Raw genomic sequence first — 14,753 nt, 5'->3', positions numbered from 1 at the left:
TCGAACGCAGCGGAGACCGCCGCCGGGGTGTGGGAAACTTGCATCTACGAGGTGCCTTGCTGATTGTGCGTGATGGTGGTGTGGTAACTCCCATCTTCGCAGGTCAGCAGGCACCTCTCTTCGATTCTTTATCCACGGGACACGGGCTGACCGGTGGATCGAGGCTAAGGGGCATTTCATCAGCAACTCACTGCCGTGTGACGGCGGGCAGGCTGAGGATCATGGTGATGCCTCCGCCGGGAGTTTCGTCGGAAGCGAGGGCTTCCGCCCATGGCTCTGCTCCGGCGAGCCCGCGCGAGCGTCGGGTCGAGTTCGGCAGCCGCGCCGTAGTCTCCGGCGGCGTGGGCCTCGCCGGAATCCCCGGATCATGATCGATGACGCGGATTTCCACCCGGTCGGAATGGGCACTGGCAGTGACCACCACGCGCTTGCCGGACGGGCTGTGGTGCTGGGCGTTGGAGATAGGGTTGATCAGAATGCGTTCCACCAGGGCGGGATCGGCGACCTCGTGGTGATCGGCGAGGGGTGCCGGGACGGAGGGTGGGGATGGTGCGCGTTCGGCGTTGGCCGGCCTGGGATCTCGTACCGGGGGTGGTATTGCTTGCGGCCACGGCGGCGGCGCTGATCTGGGCCAATAGCCCTGCCGGGCACTCCTACGCCACCGTGTGGGCCAGCCAGGTGGGGTGGCAGGGGGCCGGGCTGCGCCTGGATGTGCGGCACTGGGTCAACGACGGGTTGATGGCGGTGTTCTTCTTCGTCATTGGCCTGGAGATCAAGCGGGAGCTGGTCGTCGGGCAACTGGCGCACCCCCGGCAGGCGCTGGTGCCCGTGCTCGCCGCCGTCGGTGGCGGGGTGGTGCCCGCCGTGCTGTTCCTGGCCCTGTCCGGCGGCGGGCCGGCGGCGCGCGGATGGGGTGTGCCGATGGCCACCGACCCGGCGTTCGCGGTCGGGATCCTGACGCTGGTGGCCCGGCGTGCGCCGGTTGGGCTCAGGGTGCTGTTGCTGACCATCGCCACCGTCGATGACACGCTGGCCGTTGTGGTGATCGCGGTCGGCTACAGCGGTGGACTGGCCTGGGGATGGCTGGCGGCCGCGATCGGTGGATGCGTTCTGGTGGCCGCCGTGCGCCGACTGAAGGTCGCCGCGATCTGGCCGTATGCGCTCCTCGGGGTTTTCGTCTGGTACGCCGCACTGCACAGCGGCGTACACGCCACCCTCGCCGCCGTCGCGTTGGCTCTGCTGACGCCCACCGGCCTGGTCGGCGGCCGGGATGTGGTGCGGCTGCTGCTTGCGCGGTTGGCTCCCATCAGCGCCTTGATCGCTGTGCCCGTCTTCGCACTGGCCAACGCCGGAGTCTCGCTGGACGCGCCGGCCATCGCCTCCGCCGCGCGCTCGCCGGTGACCTGGGCGGTGCTGGCCGGGTTGGTGGTGGGCAAGTTCGTCGGAGTGGTCGGCGCGATTACGCTGCTCACCGCGAGCGGTCTTGGCCGATTGCCTTCCGGGGTGACCCGACGACACCTGGCCGGCCTTGGCCTGATCACCGGACTCGGCTTCACCGTCGCACTGTTCGTCACCGGCCTGGCCTACACCGATCCGTCCCTGACCGAACAGGCCAAGGTCGGCATACTTGCAGCCGCCGCAATCTGCGCCGTCGGCACCGCGGTCGTGCTGGCGGGGCAGCCCGAGCCGGCCGCGCCGCACGACGACGCCAGGCCTCATGATGCGAGGCGGAACACTCTGCCGGACCGCTCCCGCAACGGGTGATATCCGCCTCCGCTGACGGACTGACCCGGCGCCGCACCGGTATCGGGCTGCCCCCTGCTTGCAATGCATCAGCGCACTTCGGCATCAGAGGCGCATCAGACGCGTGCGAACAGGGCGGTCTGTCTCCGTCCCTCGGCGTTTCCATGGGCGCAGTGTCCGCGTGTACGTACGTCAAGGGGTGATCGAGCGACGGCCGGTGTTGGGGGGGGGCAGCGCGTCGTTGTCCTTCGACACCGCTTTCGGCAGCGCGGGCCACGGGGTTCCGTGGCAGGGCCTGGCGCGAGCGGCACCCAGGGGCGCGCACTGGTGGAGACCGCCGACCGGGCCGTTGATCTCCTGGTGCTCGGTGCGGTGTCGCCACACACTGCGCCGCGTTCTGTTCCCGACGGCCGGGGCGCGGACGGCAAAGACCTGGGGCTCTGCCCCGGCACCCGCAGTGCCCCATCAACGTCGTGTTACGGGTACGGCTCTTCCCGTCAAGCATCCGTCAATGAGGCGGCCACTCCCCCGGCGAACGGGCATAGCGTCACCGGAGCAAGTCCCCGGCCGACCCGGCCGGGCGGCGTATGCCGTCTTTTCCGAGGAGCAGCAGCATGTCTCCAGTCGAGCATTCCGAGGACCCCGAGCCCTCTGAACGCTTCCCGGCCGGACTTCTCTACGTCCCCGTCCGGCCGGGGCCCGCGGGCTGTACAGCCCGGTTCTTCCGCACGCCCCTGGGCGGCCGCACGGCCGTCGGCTTCACGTCCGAGGAGAGACTCTGCGCGATGCTGGGCGCTGACCACGCCCGCATCAGGCTCTCCGAGCCCGCACTGCGCGCCCTCTGCGCGCCTCTCGGCGTCACCTCCCTCACCCTCGATCCGCAGCTCTCCGCTCCGGCGCCTGCCGAGGACCGTGGCCGCAAAGGCTCTCGGCGCGACTGGGATCCGCAGCACGTCGGCGTCCTGCGCGTGGCCGGGGCCGCCGTCGTTGTCTCGTGTCTGAACCTGCTGATCGGCTGAGGAGGCGTCATGTCCGTTCCGTTGACTTCCCCGCCCTCGCACTCCCTCGGCGACGCCGATGGCCTGTCCGTCTGGCCCGGCTCTGCACGCCCCGCCACCGACGGGGACGTCACTGTCGGCGGGGTGTCCCTCGCCGAGGCGGCCGAGCGTTTCGGCACCCCCGTGTACGTACTCGACGAGAAGGAGGTCAGGGAGCGCTGCCGCACGTATCGCACAGCGTTCCCCGAAGCCGATGTCGTCTACGCGGCCAAGGCGTTCCTGTGCCGTGCCCTCGCACACTGGGTGCATGAGGAGGGGCTTGGCCTGGACGTCTGCTCCGCGGGCGAGTTGGCCCTCGCCGTCACCTCCGGCTTCCCGCCGGAGAAGATCGTGATGCACGGCAACGCCAAGAGCCCCGAGGACCTGAGCAGCGCCGTCCGGCTCGGCGTCGGACGCATCGTCGTCGACAGTGCATCGGAGATCGCACGGCTTGCCGCCCTGGTGCCCGCGGGCAGCCGCCAGCAGGTCATGGTGCGGGTGGTGCCGGGCATCGCGGCCGGCGGGCACGCGAAGGTGCGCACCGGCACGGACGACCAGAAGTTCGGCCTGTCGATCACGGACGGGTCCGCGCAGCACGCCGTCGCGCGGATCCTCGGCCTGACCCCCTTGGAGCTCGTCGGGCTGCACTGCCACATCGGCTCGCAGGTCACGTCCGTCAAGCCGTACGTCACCGCCGTGCGGCGCATGGTCGGCCTCATGGCCCGGATCCGGGACCAGCACGGCATCGCCCTGCCGCAACTGGACATCGGCGGCGGGCACGCCATCGCCTACCGGCCCGGCGAACAGAGCCTGAACGTGGGCGTCCTGGCCGGAAGGATCCGCGCCGAGCTCGAAGACGGATGTACGCGGGCGGACCTGCCCGTGCCCCGGCTCACCCTGGAGCCCGGGCGGGCGGTCGTCGGGCCCGCCGGTGTCGTCGTCTACCGGGTGCTCTCGGTCAAGCGCACCGGGGAGCATGTCTTCGTCGCCGTCGACGGCGGCATGAGCGACAACCCCAGGCCCGCGCTGTACGGGGTGCGGTACGCGCCTCGGCTCATCGGCCGCCCTTCGTCGGCGCCTCCCCGCCTCGTCACTGTGGTTGGCCGGCACTGCGAGGCGGGCGACGTCCTGGCGGACGGGGTGCCGCTGCCGGGGGATGTGCACCCCGGCGATTTGCTCGCGGTGCCGGCGGCCGGGGCGTATCACCTGTCGATGGCCTCCGGTTACAACCTGGTCGGCCGCCCGCCCGTCGTGGCGGTCGCGGAGGGGATCGCGCGTGTTCTCGTACGCCGTGAATCCCTGGACGACATGAGCCGCCGGGACATCGGCCTGTAGAGCCGAACCCCTTCCCCGGCCCTCCGCCGGGCTCCTTCTCGGCGGAGGGCTGCTCCTCGTATGCCGCGAGGAGCATGAAAGATCACTGAATGTCCATGTCTGCCCATTTTCAATGCATGAGGTCGAGGTCTCATCGATGACCGTGGAAAATATCGTCGGCCTGATCGTGGCCGTCGCGCTGCTCGTCTACCTTGTGGTGGCCCTGATCAAGCCGGAGCGTTTCTGATGTCCGCTCCCGTACAGGTGCGTCCCGCGCCCGTACCGGACGCCCGTCCTCCCGGGCCCGAGCGGCCGCGCCGGGTCGGCGCCGGAATGCTTGATCCGGCGCAGCTGTGGCGCGCGCTTCCCCAGGCGCTCGCCAAGCTGAATCCGGTGACCCTGTTCCGTAATCCGGTCGTGTTCGTCACCGAGGTGGGCGCCGCGCTCACCACCGGCATCGCGGTCTTCCACTCCACTGTCTTCGGCTGGCTGATCACCGGCTGGCTGTGGCTGACGGTCATCTTCGCCAACCTCGCCGAGTCCGTGGCCGAGAGCCGCGGCAAGGCGCAGGCCGACACGCTGCGCAGGACCCGACAGCAGACCACGGCACGCCGCCTCGCCGGCTGGGAGCCTGGCGCGGCGCAGGGCGCGTACGTCGAAGAGAACGTCGCCGCCGCGGAGTTGAGGCGCGGCGACATTGTGTCCGTGCCGGCCGGGGAGCTGGTCCCCGGCGACGGCGATGTCATCGAGGGCGCCGCGAGCGTCGACGAGTCCGCGATCACCGGTGAGTCCGCGCCGGTCATCCGGGAGTCCGGCGGCGACCGCAGCGCGGTCACCGGCGGCACCCGGGTGCTCTCCGACCGGCTCGTCGTGAGGGTCACTCAGGAGCCAGGGGAGAGCTTCCTGGACCGGATGATCTCCCTGGTCGAGGGCGCCAACCGGCAGAAGACCCCCAACGAGTTGGCGCTCAACCTGCTGCTCGTCATGCTGACCTTCGTCTTCCTGGTCGCGGTCGTCACCCTGCAGCCGATGGCGATCTTCTCCAGGACGCCATGGCGGCCGCCCCGGACACCGCGGCGTTGACCGCGGACGGCGTCACCGGCATCGTGCTGGTCTCGCTCCTTGTCTGCCTGATCCCGACGACCATCGGCGCGCTGCTCTCGGCGATCGGCATCGCGGGTATGGACCGGCTCGTCCAGCGCAACGTACTGGCCATGTCGGGCCGGGCAGTTGAGGCCGCAGGAGACGTCAACACCCTGTTGCTCGACAAGACCGGCACCATCACCTTCGGCAACCGCCGGGCGAGTGCGTTCCTGCCGGTCGGCGCGGTCCCCATGGACCGGCTCGCGAGAGCAGCGCTGCTTTCCAGCCTTGCCGACGAGACGCCCGAGGGCCGCTCGATCGTCGAGTTCGCGGGCGCCGAGCACCATTCGGTCGTCGAGGACACCCGCTCCGTGAACGGCGCCGAGTGGGTGCCGTTCACAGCCGCCACCCGGATGTCCGGGGTCGACCTGCCGGGAGGGCAGCGGCTGCGCAAGGGCGCGGCGGCATCGGTCGCGGCATGGGTGCGCGAGCAGGGCGGCGAGATCCCGGTCGTGCTGGAGGCGACCGTGGAACAGGTCTCGGCGTCCGGCGGTACGCCGCTGGCCGTAGCGGAGTTGAAGAGTGACGGCACCGCCGAGGTACTCGGCGTCGTGCACCTCAAGGACGTCGTCAAGCCCGGTCTGCGCGAACGCTTCGACGAGCTGCGCCGGATGGGAATCCGTACGGTGATGATCACCGGCGACAACCCGGCGACAACCCGGTGACCGCCAAGGCGATCGCCGAGGAGGCGGGCGTCGACGACTTCCTGGCCGAGGCCACCCCCGAGGACAAGCTCGCCCTGATCAAGCGCGAGCAGGCCGGCGGCCATCTCATCGCGATGACCGGCGACGGCACGAACGACGCCCCGGCCCTGGCCCAGGCGGACGTCGGCGTGGCGATGAACACCGGCACGTCGGCCGCCAAAGAGGCGGGCAACATGGTCGACCTCGACTCCGACCCCACGAAGATCATCGAGATTGTCGAGATCGGCAAGCAACTCCTCATCACCCGCGGTGCGTTGACCGCCTTCTCCATCGCCAATGACATCGCGAAGTACTTCGCGATCCTGCCCGCGATGTTTGCCGCGGTGTACCCGGGGCTCGGCCGGCTCAACATCATGGATCTGCACTCATCGCTGTCCGCGATCCTGTCCGCCGTCGTCTTCAACGCGGTGGTCATCGTGGCGCTGATCCCGCTCGCCCTGCGCGGCGTGCGCTACCGGCCCTCATCAGCGTCGGCCCTGCTCACACGCAACCTGTGGATCTACGGACTCGGCGGAGTCATCGCGCCGTTCCTGGCCATCAAGTTCATCGACTTCGCCCTCGTCCAGTTCATCCCAGGGATCTGACCATGACACGCATCCCGCACTGGCTCGCCCAGCACATCGCAGCACTCCGGGTGGTCCTCGTCCTCACGGTGCTGACCGGTCTGGCCTACCCGCTGGCCATGACCGCGGCCGCCCAGGTGCCAGGACTCGACGACAGGGCCCCGATCGGCCAGTCGTTCCTCGACGAGAAGGGCAACCCGATCAAGAAGTACTTCCAGTCCCGGCCCTCCAACGCCGGTACCGGATACGACGCCACCGCCTCGGCGGCCGGAAACCAAGGCCCCGAGTCCGTCGTCGACACCAAGGACAAGCCGAGCCTGCTCACCCTGGTGTGTGGGCGCAGCAAGGCGGTCGCCGACCTCGAAGGCGTGGACGGCTCGCGCCCGTACTGCACGGACGACGGCGTCGGCGCGGTCCTCGGCATCTTCTACGACGGCGGCACGAGCGGTCGCATCACCCGGGTCGTCAGCCTCAACCAGGCCTGCCCGGCCAAGCCGTTCCGCTCTGCCTACAGGGGAGTCGACGTCGACTGCGCCAAGCCCGGCGAGGACTACAGCCGCGCCGTTACCGTCCCCGTACGCGGCGACGCCCCGGCACACGCGAAGCTGGTAGACCACGTCCGATAGGCCTCGTTCAACGGTCTGACCCGCGGTTGACCGCAGGGCGCTGTGCCCTGAGAACCGCAGGCTAGGCTCTTGGAGAATCATCGCTACCGAACGGGGGTCCGCAAAATGAGCGGGACGGTAACGGCAGTCAGCAGCAACAGCGAGTACTCGTTCACCAAGCCCAACCGGGCCAGCATTACGTTGCTTGCCGGGCTCGGTGTGGAGGGAGACGTACACGCCGGCGTCACGGTCAGGCACCGCTCGCGTGTCGCGCAGGACCCCACCCAGCCGAACCTGCGCCAGGTCCATCTCGTTCACGAGGAGTTGTTCACCGAAGTCGGCGAAGTGGGATTCAACGTGACGCCCGGCGAACTCGGCGAGAACATCACCACCAGCGGCATCAACCTGCTCGGCCTGCCCGTCGGGACACTGCTGCGCATCGGCGACGAGGCGATTGTGGAGGTCACCGGCCTGCGTAATCCCTGCCTGCAGATCGACAACTTCCAGGACGGGCTGTTGAAGAAGGTCGTCGGCCGTGACGAGGCCGGGAACATCGTGCGTAAGGCCGGAATCATGAGCGTCGTGCAGGTGGGCGGCGTGGTGCGTCCCGGCGACACGATCACGGTAGAACTCCCGGACGAGCCGCACCGGCCCCTGGACCGGGTCTGACCTCTTCCCGAGCAAGTCGTGACGTGTCGATGGCCGCGCGGGTTCTTGTGGTGTGAAACACCAAGCAGGCCCGCGACGTCGGGCGTCAGTGGCGGCAGGCGGGCAAACCGGTGCGGGTCAAGACGCATGACTTCCTGGACCGGCAGGGGCCCGGGCAAGGCGATCCCGTACGGCATTTACGACATCGCGGCGAACACCGGCTGGGTCAGCGTCGGCACCGATCACGACACCGCCGCATTCGCTGTCGCCGCGATCCGCCGCTGGTGGCAGGCCCGCGGCCGGCACGACTACCCGTACGCGACCCGTCTGCTGATCACCGCGGACGCGGGCGGCTCCAACGGCTACCGCACCCGGGCCTGGAAGAGCGAACTCGCCGCCCTCGCCTCTGAGACGGTCCTGGAGAGCACTGTTTGTCACCTACCGCCCGGGACTTCGAAGTGGAACAAGATTGAGCACCGGCTGTTCTCCCACATCTCCATGAACTGGCGTGGCAGGCTCCTGACCAGCCATGAAGTCATCGTGAACAGCATCGCGGCGACCACCACCCGCACCGGGCTGAGAGTCGCAGCCGAACTCGACACCCACACTTACGACACCGGCGTGAAGGTCACCGACGCCGAGATCGACGCCCTGGCAATGAGCAGACACCGCTTCCACGGCGACTGGAACTACACGCTCCACCCTGCCGATCCCCACCCGGCACCACGCCAGGGGACGGACACGGCAACCGCCACCGCCTCGACCGCTCGGCCGGCTGCACCCCTGGACGGAGTTGACACCTACTCTCTCCGCGACCCGGAGCTGACCAGCATGACCGTTGCCCAACTGGACGCTCTGGCCAGTGTGTTGATCCCCGCACTGGCGCAACGACGTGAGCGGACCCGCCACGAGCGCCGGGGCGGCGAGCGCCGACGGACACGAGGCGCGGGTGCCAAGGACAAACTCGCCGACACAGACCGGATCCTGGCCACCGTGCTCTGCCTCCGGAAGATCGGCACCCATACTCCGTTCCCGCTACCCGGGCAGCGGTGGGTTCATCGCCTGCAGCCAGGACTGTTCGCCGATGGCGGCGCGCAGATGGTCCCGCGAGTTCTCGGCGAGTGCGCGGGCGCGGTCGAGGTGCATGCCGAGCGGTTCGCCTCGGTACTTCAACACCCTGCCGTTGACCAGCACCGTGTCGACCTCGCCGCGACCGGCCTGGAACACCAGGGTGGCGATCGGGTCGTTCACCGGGTACAGGACGGGGCTGTTGCCGCTCACCAGCACCAGGTCGGCCAGTTTGCCCGGGGTGATCGAGCCGAGGGAGTCGGCCATTCCGAGCGCGTGCGCGCCACCCATGGTGGCCGCGTACAGCACGTCGTCGGTGCGCAGGGCGTTGTTCGCGATGGGCACCCCGGCGGCACGTTCCTGCTGGTGCGCCAGACCCCGGGTGGTGTTGATCGCGGCCCGCATCGAGTTGAACATGTCTCCGCTCCACCATGCTGAGGTGTCGCCGGACATTGAGTACTGGATGCCGTACTCCCGTGCCTTGGCGATCGCCGGGTAGCCCTGACCGGCGTTGAGTTCGCTTTCCGCCGAGATGGAGATGTTGCCGCCGGTTTCGGCGATGATCCGGTAGGACTCGTCAGTGAACGAACCCGCGTGCACGTAGGTGTTGGTGGGCAGCGTGAAACCGCCTGCGTGCATGGCTTTCAGTGCGTTGTCGGCGGCCACACCGTAGAGCCCCGCGTGGCCGGTGACTATGAGTTCGCGGTCCCTGGCGAACTCCCAGGCCGCCCGCGACGGGAACGCCGGGTCCCCGTTGTTCTGGTCGATTCCGATCTGCAACGTCACGAGCTGGTCGGTCGAGGAGAACCGCTCCCGCCGGATTCTGTCCACATCGGACAGATCGGGGGCTGCGTTGCTTCCCCAGCCGCCGTAGGCCATTCGGGCCCGTGCCCCGGAGTCGAACAGCGCGTCGGCGGCCGCGTCTGCGTGGGCGGGAGTGAAGGTGCCGTCCGACCAGTCCAGTACGGTGGTGACACCGCTGTACACCGCTTCGGCCATGGCCAGGTAGTTGCCCGCGTACACGTCATCCGGCCGGTAGATCGGCTTGAACTCCGCGGAACCGCCCAGCCAGTACAGATAGTTCGTGATGGTCCACTCCGCGCCGACGCCGCGCAGCGAGGTCTGCCACAGGTGCTGGTGGGTGTTGATCAGCCCTGGGAGCAGGATTCCTCCGGCGGCGTCGATGATCGCGGCGCCGGGGGGCGCCTCGAGATCCGGGCCGACGGCCGAGATCTTGTTGCCCAGCACCAGAACATCGGCGGCGGGCAGAACGCCGAGCCGGGCGTCCATGGACACCACGGTCGCGCCGCGGAACAGGATGGGCCGGCCCTTGGCGAACACGGGCGGAGGCGGGGTCACGGGTGTCGCCGATGCGCGAGGTGTGGACGCTGCGACCACCCCGGCCGCGGTGCCGGCGATCGTACCTAGGGTGAAAGTTCTTCTGCTCAACGGTTTTTCAGAAGTCATACGGGTCATCGTGAACTCGCTGAAACGATCAGGTCAAGCGATCGTTATCGATGGCCACCATCGCTGAAATTGATACTCAAGGCCGCCTCTGGTGACAGCTCCGGGTCGGCGAGCAATGCCCGCGCGGCGGCGAAAGCCGGCGTGCGGTGGCCGTGGGACCACCGTGAAGTCATCGCAGACGGAGATGGCGTCAAGCAAATATGTTCGTTGGACGCGATCAACGGCCGGTTCGAGACTGGTGGTGCACTGTCGAGCTCAGGAGAGAGATGACCGTCGAGTCGAAGACGGCGCCTGCCGCACCGAAGGTGGACCCGCGTCGCGCCCTGCCCCTGCTGTTCCTGGTCACCGTGGCCACCGGCATCGTGGAGGCGGTGTGCTTCCTGCACCTGGGGCACGTGTTCAGCGCCTACGCCACCGGCACCGTCGTGCTCGCCGGTATCCGGCTCGGTGGTGGCAGCACCTACGCGCTGGCGCCGTACGCGGTGTCGCTAGCCGGGTTCCTGGTGGGGGCGCTGTTCGGTGGGCTGCTCAGCCGCCGCAGTGGTTTGAAGACCCGCGGTTTCGTGGAACCGCTGCTCGCGGAGACCGGTTTCCTGTTTGCGGCGGGGGTCGTGGCGGTCGAGGTGCCGGTGGACACCGACTCGGTCGGGCAGTATGTGACGCTCGCGTTGATCGGTGTCGCGATGGGAACCCAGGTCGGGGCGACCAAGCACCTGGGCGTGGCTGACATGACCCTGCCTGCGGCCACCGGGATCGTCCACGGCCTGATCCACGACAGCCGGGTGGCGGGTGGTACCCCGCAACGCGCCGGGCGGCGCCTGGGTGTCGTGCTCGCGCTGGCGGTCGGCGCCGCGGTCGGCGCGGGACTCGCGAACTGGTACGTCCCGGCGGCGATCCTGCTCGCCGCACTGATCGTCCTCGGTGTGGCGGCCACCGCCCGCAGGGTGCTGGGGTGACGCACTCAAGTACGGGAGCGCATCCTGGGTACCGGAAGCGCTGCTGGCCAAGCTGCCGACTTTCCGTCGACCCGATCGTCGGCCGGGCCATCGAGGCCTGGCAGGCGTGAGGAATTCGCGCTTGGGCTCGGCGGCAGTCCTTCGTGCCAGAGCCGCGTTGACACAACCGGTTCCGAATCTGGTGCGGCGCGACTTCGCCGCCGCCGAGCTATCCGCACTCGGGGTGGAGCGCGCGACGGCCAGGGCATCGCGGATCTCGCGCGCTTCCAGGGCCGCACGGAGTTGGGGTCTCGTCCAGCACCTCGAGCACGACATAGGCGTTGTAGCCGATGCCGATGCCGATGCCGATGCCGATGCCGATGCCGCGCCGCACCACCACGGCCCAGTTCGTCGGCGAGGAGCCGGGTGCCGGCGACGAAGGACCGCCACGCCGTCCCTGCAACTGGATTGTCTCTACGCGGCGGAAGAGCGCAGCGGCTTGAGCGCGTTGCTCCAGGCGACGACCTGGTCGCGCATGGCATGGACCGCGTCGACCTGACGGGGGTCTGGGCGTCAAGTCGGTGAAGTTCTCGAAGTCGGTGAACAGTGAGAGCATGACTTGATTGCGAACGGTTGCCACTTGGACCTCGGCCATGACGCCCCGCAGATGCTCGATGGCCCGGGCACGGAGTGAGTTTCTTGCCGGGGTGTGCGCAGCGGGGGTTAGAGGGTGAGTGGCCGGCCGAGGATCTGCTCGGTAGGTGGCGGGTATCGTCCTAGACGTCTTCACCCAGGAAATCGCCTGTGAGCGTGACCGGCCGGGTGATGCCGGCAATGGTGAGCTCGCCGTCCATCAACCAGGAGTCGCTCTCGTGGCGGACCCGCGCGCCCCGGAACTCCACGAATGGATGCCGTTCGGAGTCGAGGAACTCCACTGAGCGCAGGTGGCGGTCACGGGCCGGGACTCCGGTGTCGATCGTGGCTGTCGCGATACGGACCTCGGCGGTCGATTTCTGGACGGGTTCAGTGATGCGGATGACTCCTGACGCATCGGTGAAGCGGCCGCGGACACGGACGAATCCGAGGTGCCGGGCGACGAATCCGATGCTGGAGTGCAAGGGGTCGATGTGCCAGGTTCCCGGGGGCGGCGCGGGCAACTCCTGGCCGGCGGAGGGGGCCACGTGCTCGACGAAGAGCGCCGCCTGGGCCTCGCTGTCGGCATTGAGGGGCCAGAACAGGAAGGAGTCGAAGCCCAACTCCTCGCGGTAGCGGAGCAGGGTGTCCACCCAGAAGTGGGGCGGGCCGACGAGGTTCTGCCCCTCGGATACGGGGGCGCCGGCATTGGTGATGGTGCCCATGACGTTGTAGATCCGCTGGATGGCCTTGGGATCGCGGCCCGCCTCCGTCGCGGCTTCGTCGATCACGCGTTGCATGCCCGGTACCGGCTCGGGGGGCGCATAGCTGTTGGTCGGCAGCCAGCCGTCACCGAGTCGGCCGGTGATGCGGAGCATGCGGGGGCCGTAGGAACCCACCATGATCGGTACGGGCTCGGCGGGGAAAGGCCCGGGGTGTGCGCCTTGGAGGTGGTGGTACTCGCCGTCGAATCGCACGGATCGCTGGGCCGGGTCGCTCATGGCCTTCATGACGAGCATGGCTTCTTCGAAGGCTTTGGTGGCCTGCCCGGGGGTGTATTGAGGGCCGCCGTAGGCCGCGATGGCTGGAGGCGCTGCTCCGGCGCCCACTCCTAGGGCGACACGTCCGCCGCTCAGGCTGCTCAGTGTGGAGGCGGCGTGATCAGTGGTGCGGGCGGGCGGAGCACGGTGTTGGCGACGTTGGGCATGAACGTGAGGTGCTGCGTGGATGCCGTCAGTGTGCTGATCAACGTCCAGGCGTCCAGGAATTCCGGGTGGTAGAGGTGATCCTGGATGCCGGCGAAGTTCAGTCCGCTTTCGTCTGCCAGTCGCGCGAGCCGAAGCGCCGACGCGGTGCCGGTCGCGGAGGGGTCGATGTTGAGTCCGACAGAGAGAACACCGCCCGGCACATCGCGGAGATCACCGGTTCTGGAGCCGGCTGTGTCAGCTCGGCGACTGGAGTACGGCCTGGTGACGAGGTTCGAAAGGCGGATCATTCCGCAGCCGGGCTCCAGAGGGGCGGCGAAGTCGGCTGAGGACGGGTGGCGACCTGCATCCTCGTCGTCAGCCGACTCCCGTGGGACTGGGGCCGGTTCGCATGCGAGCGGGCCTTCGCCGCACTTTGGGGAGGCCCGCGCCCCTGATATAATTCGTTGTGAAACAAACTTCTGGAGGGTCATGGACCAGAACGCCAAGAGCGACGTGCGTGAGACCGAGTCCCCGGAGCCGACCGCGTCCGCGACCTCGCCACAGGGGAGCTCACCATCCCGCTCGCTGAACCCGACCGAGCGGGCCGTCTGGCTCGGGTTCCTCTCCACCCACCTGCATCTCCTGCGCCGGCTCGACAAAGAACTCGTGGCCGCCGAACGCATCTCGATGTCCTCGTTCGAGGTACTGCTGACACTCGCAGAGGCGCCGGAGGGGCGGGTGCGGATGAAGGACATCGCCGCATCCCTGCTGATCAGCCGTAGTGGACTCACGCGAATCGTGGACGACCTCGAACGTCAGGGCTTCGTCGAGCGGCAGAAGTGCCCGACCGACGCCCGGGGGTTCGACGCGGTGCTGACCCCGGCCGGGCGCAAAGCGTACCGCCGAGCCCGCAAGGTGCATCTGACCAACCTTCGGCGCGAATTCCTGGGCAAGCTCAGTGAAGACCAACTAAAGGCACTCAGCGACATCTGGGCCACGGTTGGTTTCGGTGAATCTACCGGTGAGTGCTGACTGAGAGCGTCTTGCCTCCCACGTGTGGGCCCGGCCCGTTCAGGCCGGGCCCACACGGGCCTCCGGCGCAAGGGGCGGCGGCGCGCTGTTGCGTGCCTGGACGTTGCGGTGATGCCGATCCAGGACCGGCCACTTCTCCGACAACACCGTCACGAACACGCTCAACGCGACACCAAAGCCGGAGTACTGCCCCAGACAGCAGGACCATCCGTCAGCGTGATTCCACGTAACTTATAGGTACAACCGGCCCTCTCCGGTCGGGATGTAGGTGATGTCGCCGCACCAGCAGGTATGGAGCCCCATCGGGTCGGGGCTGAAGTCCCGCAGGATGAGGTCGTGCCGGGCGGCGGCCTGTGGGTCGGCGATCGTGGTAAGGTGCCGTCGCTTGCGGTGTCGGCCCCGGAGCCCTGCGGCTCGCATCAGCCTGGCAACACGGCGACGGCCGCATCCGGCGCCTTCCCGCTTGAGCACGGCATGAACACGCGGGGACCGTGGGTTCCACGCGAGTGCACCCCATACTCTCCCCCTCCGGGGGCAAAACCCCTGATCTCAGAGGTCCGTCGAAGCGGACCAAGCCCAAGAGCGCCGCCCACGCCGCAGGCGGCCGTCATGGGGAGGGGTGCTCGGCTATCCGGCGCAGTCGTTCCAGCAGGGCGCGGTGTCCACCGCAGGTG

13 protein-coding genes and 3 pseudogenes are annotated in these 14,753 nt (G+C 68.6%); 10 read left to right on the top strand and 6 right to left on the bottom strand.

Going from position 1 to position 14,753, the window contains the following annotated elements:
• Nucleotides 1-187: 187 nt before the first annotated feature.
• On the bottom strand, nucleotides 188-487 hold the full coding sequence (locus ACWDO5_RS32500; RefSeq protein ID WP_450534117.1) for an ATP-binding protein: 300 nt from the start codon (nucleotides 485-487) through the stop codon (nucleotides 188-190).
• Nucleotides 488-591: 104 nt separating this feature from the next.
• On the opposite strand from ACWDO5_RS32500, the gene nhaA reads away from it, so the two are divergent.
• The 8 genes and pseudogenes from nhaA to ACWDO5_RS32460 all read left to right on the top strand — a co-directional run.
• Nucleotides 592-1,764, top strand: a complete 1,173-nt coding sequence (nhaA, locus tag ACWDO5_RS32495; RefSeq protein ID WP_450534116.1) for a Na+/H+ antiporter NhaA — start codon at nucleotides 592-594, stop codon at nucleotides 1,762-1,764.
• Between the two features lie 593 nt (nucleotides 1,765-2,357).
• Nucleotides 2,358-2,762, top strand: a complete 405-nt coding sequence (locus ACWDO5_RS32490) for an SAV_915 family protein (RefSeq protein ID WP_450534115.1) — start codon at nucleotides 2,358-2,360, stop codon at nucleotides 2,760-2,762.
• A 9-nt stretch (nucleotides 2,763-2,771) separates the two neighbouring features.
• Entirely contained in the window at nucleotides 2,772-4,115 is a 1,344-nt protein-coding gene (gene lysA, locus ACWDO5_RS32485) for a diaminopimelate decarboxylase (protein WP_450534114.1), read from the top strand.
• A gap of 136 nt (nucleotides 4,116-4,251) precedes the next feature.
• Nucleotides 4,252-4,341, top strand: coding sequence for a K(+)-transporting ATPase subunit F (kdpF, locus tag ACWDO5_RS32480; protein ID WP_450534113.1), 90 nt, complete (start codon nucleotides 4,252-4,254; stop codon nucleotides 4,339-4,341).
• A pseudogene (gene kdpB, locus ACWDO5_RS32475) lies at nucleotides 4,341-6,525 on the top strand (potassium-transporting ATPase subunit KdpB). Before kdpF ends, kdpB begins: the two are co-directional and overlap by 1 nt.
• 2 nt (nucleotides 6,526-6,527) lie before the next feature.
• The gene (locus ACWDO5_RS32470; protein WP_450534112.1) at nucleotides 6,528-7,130 is read left to right on the top strand and encodes a potassium-transporting ATPase subunit C; all 603 of its coding nucleotides are present in this window, start codon (nucleotides 6,528-6,530) and stop codon (nucleotides 7,128-7,130) included.
• Nucleotides 7,131-7,235: 105 nt separating this feature from the next.
• Nucleotides 7,236-7,778 carry an MOSC domain-containing protein gene (locus ACWDO5_RS32465; RefSeq protein ID WP_450534111.1) on the top strand — a complete coding sequence of 181 codons (543 nt, stop codon included), beginning with the start codon at nucleotides 7,236-7,238 and terminating at the stop codon, nucleotides 7,776-7,778.
• Nucleotides 7,779-7,858: 80 nt separating this feature from the next.
• Nucleotides 7,859-8,765, top strand: a pseudogene (locus tag ACWDO5_RS32460) (ISAzo13 family transposase); the annotation flags it as partial.
• Nucleotides 8,766-8,792: 27 nt separating this feature from the next.
• Here the strand turns inward: ACWDO5_RS32460 and ACWDO5_RS32455 are convergent.
• On the bottom strand, nucleotides 8,793-10,166 hold the full coding sequence (locus ACWDO5_RS32455; RefSeq protein WP_450534109.1) for an amidohydrolase family protein: 1,374 nt from the start codon (nucleotides 10,164-10,166) through the stop codon (nucleotides 8,793-8,795).
• 392 nt (nucleotides 10,167-10,558) lie between these two features.
• On the opposite strand from ACWDO5_RS32455, the gene ACWDO5_RS32450 reads away from it, so the two are divergent.
• Nucleotides 10,559-11,248 (top strand): YoaK family protein, encoded by a 690-nt coding sequence (locus ACWDO5_RS32450; protein WP_450534107.1) that lies wholly within the window; start codon nucleotides 10,559-10,561, stop codon nucleotides 11,246-11,248.
• A 208-nt stretch (nucleotides 11,249-11,456) separates the two neighbouring features.
• On the opposite strand, the gene ACWDO5_RS32445 is transcribed toward ACWDO5_RS32450, so the two are convergent.
• From ACWDO5_RS32445 to ACWDO5_RS32435, 3 genes are all read right to left on the bottom strand, one after another.
• Entirely contained in the window at nucleotides 11,457-11,690 is a 234-nt protein-coding gene (locus tag ACWDO5_RS32445; protein WP_450534105.1) for a hypothetical protein, read from the bottom strand.
• Between the two features lie 313 nt (nucleotides 11,691-12,003).
• Nucleotides 12,004-12,969, bottom strand: a complete 966-nt coding sequence (locus ACWDO5_RS32440; RefSeq protein WP_450534103.1) for an LLM class flavin-dependent oxidoreductase — start codon at nucleotides 12,967-12,969, stop codon at nucleotides 12,004-12,006.
• Nucleotides 12,970-13,001: 32 nt separating this feature from the next.
• Nucleotides 13,002-13,355 (bottom strand): LLM class flavin-dependent oxidoreductase, encoded by a 354-nt coding sequence (locus ACWDO5_RS32435; RefSeq protein ID WP_450534102.1) that lies wholly within the window; start codon nucleotides 13,353-13,355, stop codon nucleotides 13,002-13,004.
• A gap of 181 nt (nucleotides 13,356-13,536) precedes the next feature.
• Between ACWDO5_RS32435 and ACWDO5_RS32430 the strand changes: the two genes are divergently transcribed.
• Nucleotides 13,537-14,079 (top strand): MarR family winged helix-turn-helix transcriptional regulator, encoded by a 543-nt coding sequence (locus ACWDO5_RS32430; RefSeq protein WP_450534101.1) that lies wholly within the window; start codon nucleotides 13,537-13,539, stop codon nucleotides 14,077-14,079.
• A 231-nt stretch (nucleotides 14,080-14,310) separates the two neighbouring features.
• On the opposite strand, the pseudogene ACWDO5_RS32425 reads toward ACWDO5_RS32430, so the two are convergent.
• Nucleotides 14,311-14,556, bottom strand: a pseudogene (locus tag ACWDO5_RS32425) (IS3 family transposase); the annotation flags it as partial.
• Between the last annotated feature and the right edge of the window lie 197 nt (nucleotides 14,557-14,753).

The sequence above is a fragment of the Streptomyces sp. NPDC000880 genome, assembly GCF_053599675.1.
The sequence above is the reverse complement of the archived record's forward strand: the minus strand, read 5'-3'. Positions and strand labels throughout refer to the sequence as shown.

Coding starts and splice junctions, on each gene's coding strand:
- ACWDO5_RS32490 (WP_450534115.1), top strand. CDS start 2,358: ATGTCTCCAGTCGAGCATTCCGAGGACCCCGAGCCCTCTGAACGCTTC.
- lysA (WP_450534114.1), top strand. CDS start 2,772: ATGTCCGTTCCGTTGACTTCCCCGCCCTCGCACTCCCTCGGCGACGCC.
- kdpF (WP_450534113.1), top strand. CDS start 4,252: ATGACCGTGGAAAATATCGTCGGCCTGATCGTGGCCGTCGCGCTGCTC.
- ACWDO5_RS32470 (WP_450534112.1), top strand. CDS start 6,528: ATGACACGCATCCCGCACTGGCTCGCCCAGCACATCGCAGCACTCCGG.
- ACWDO5_RS32465 (WP_450534111.1), top strand. CDS start 7,236: ATGAGCGGGACGGTAACGGCAGTCAGCAGCAACAGCGAGTACTCGTTC.
- ACWDO5_RS32450 (WP_450534107.1), top strand. CDS start 10,559: ATGACCGTCGAGTCGAAGACGGCGCCTGCCGCACCGAAGGTGGACCCG.
- ACWDO5_RS32435 (WP_450534102.1), bottom strand. CDS start 13,355: ATGATCCGCCTTTCGAACCTCGTCACCAGGCCGTACTCCAGTCGCCGA.
- ACWDO5_RS32430 (WP_450534101.1), top strand. CDS start 13,537: ATGGACCAGAACGCCAAGAGCGACGTGCGTGAGACCGAGTCCCCGGAG.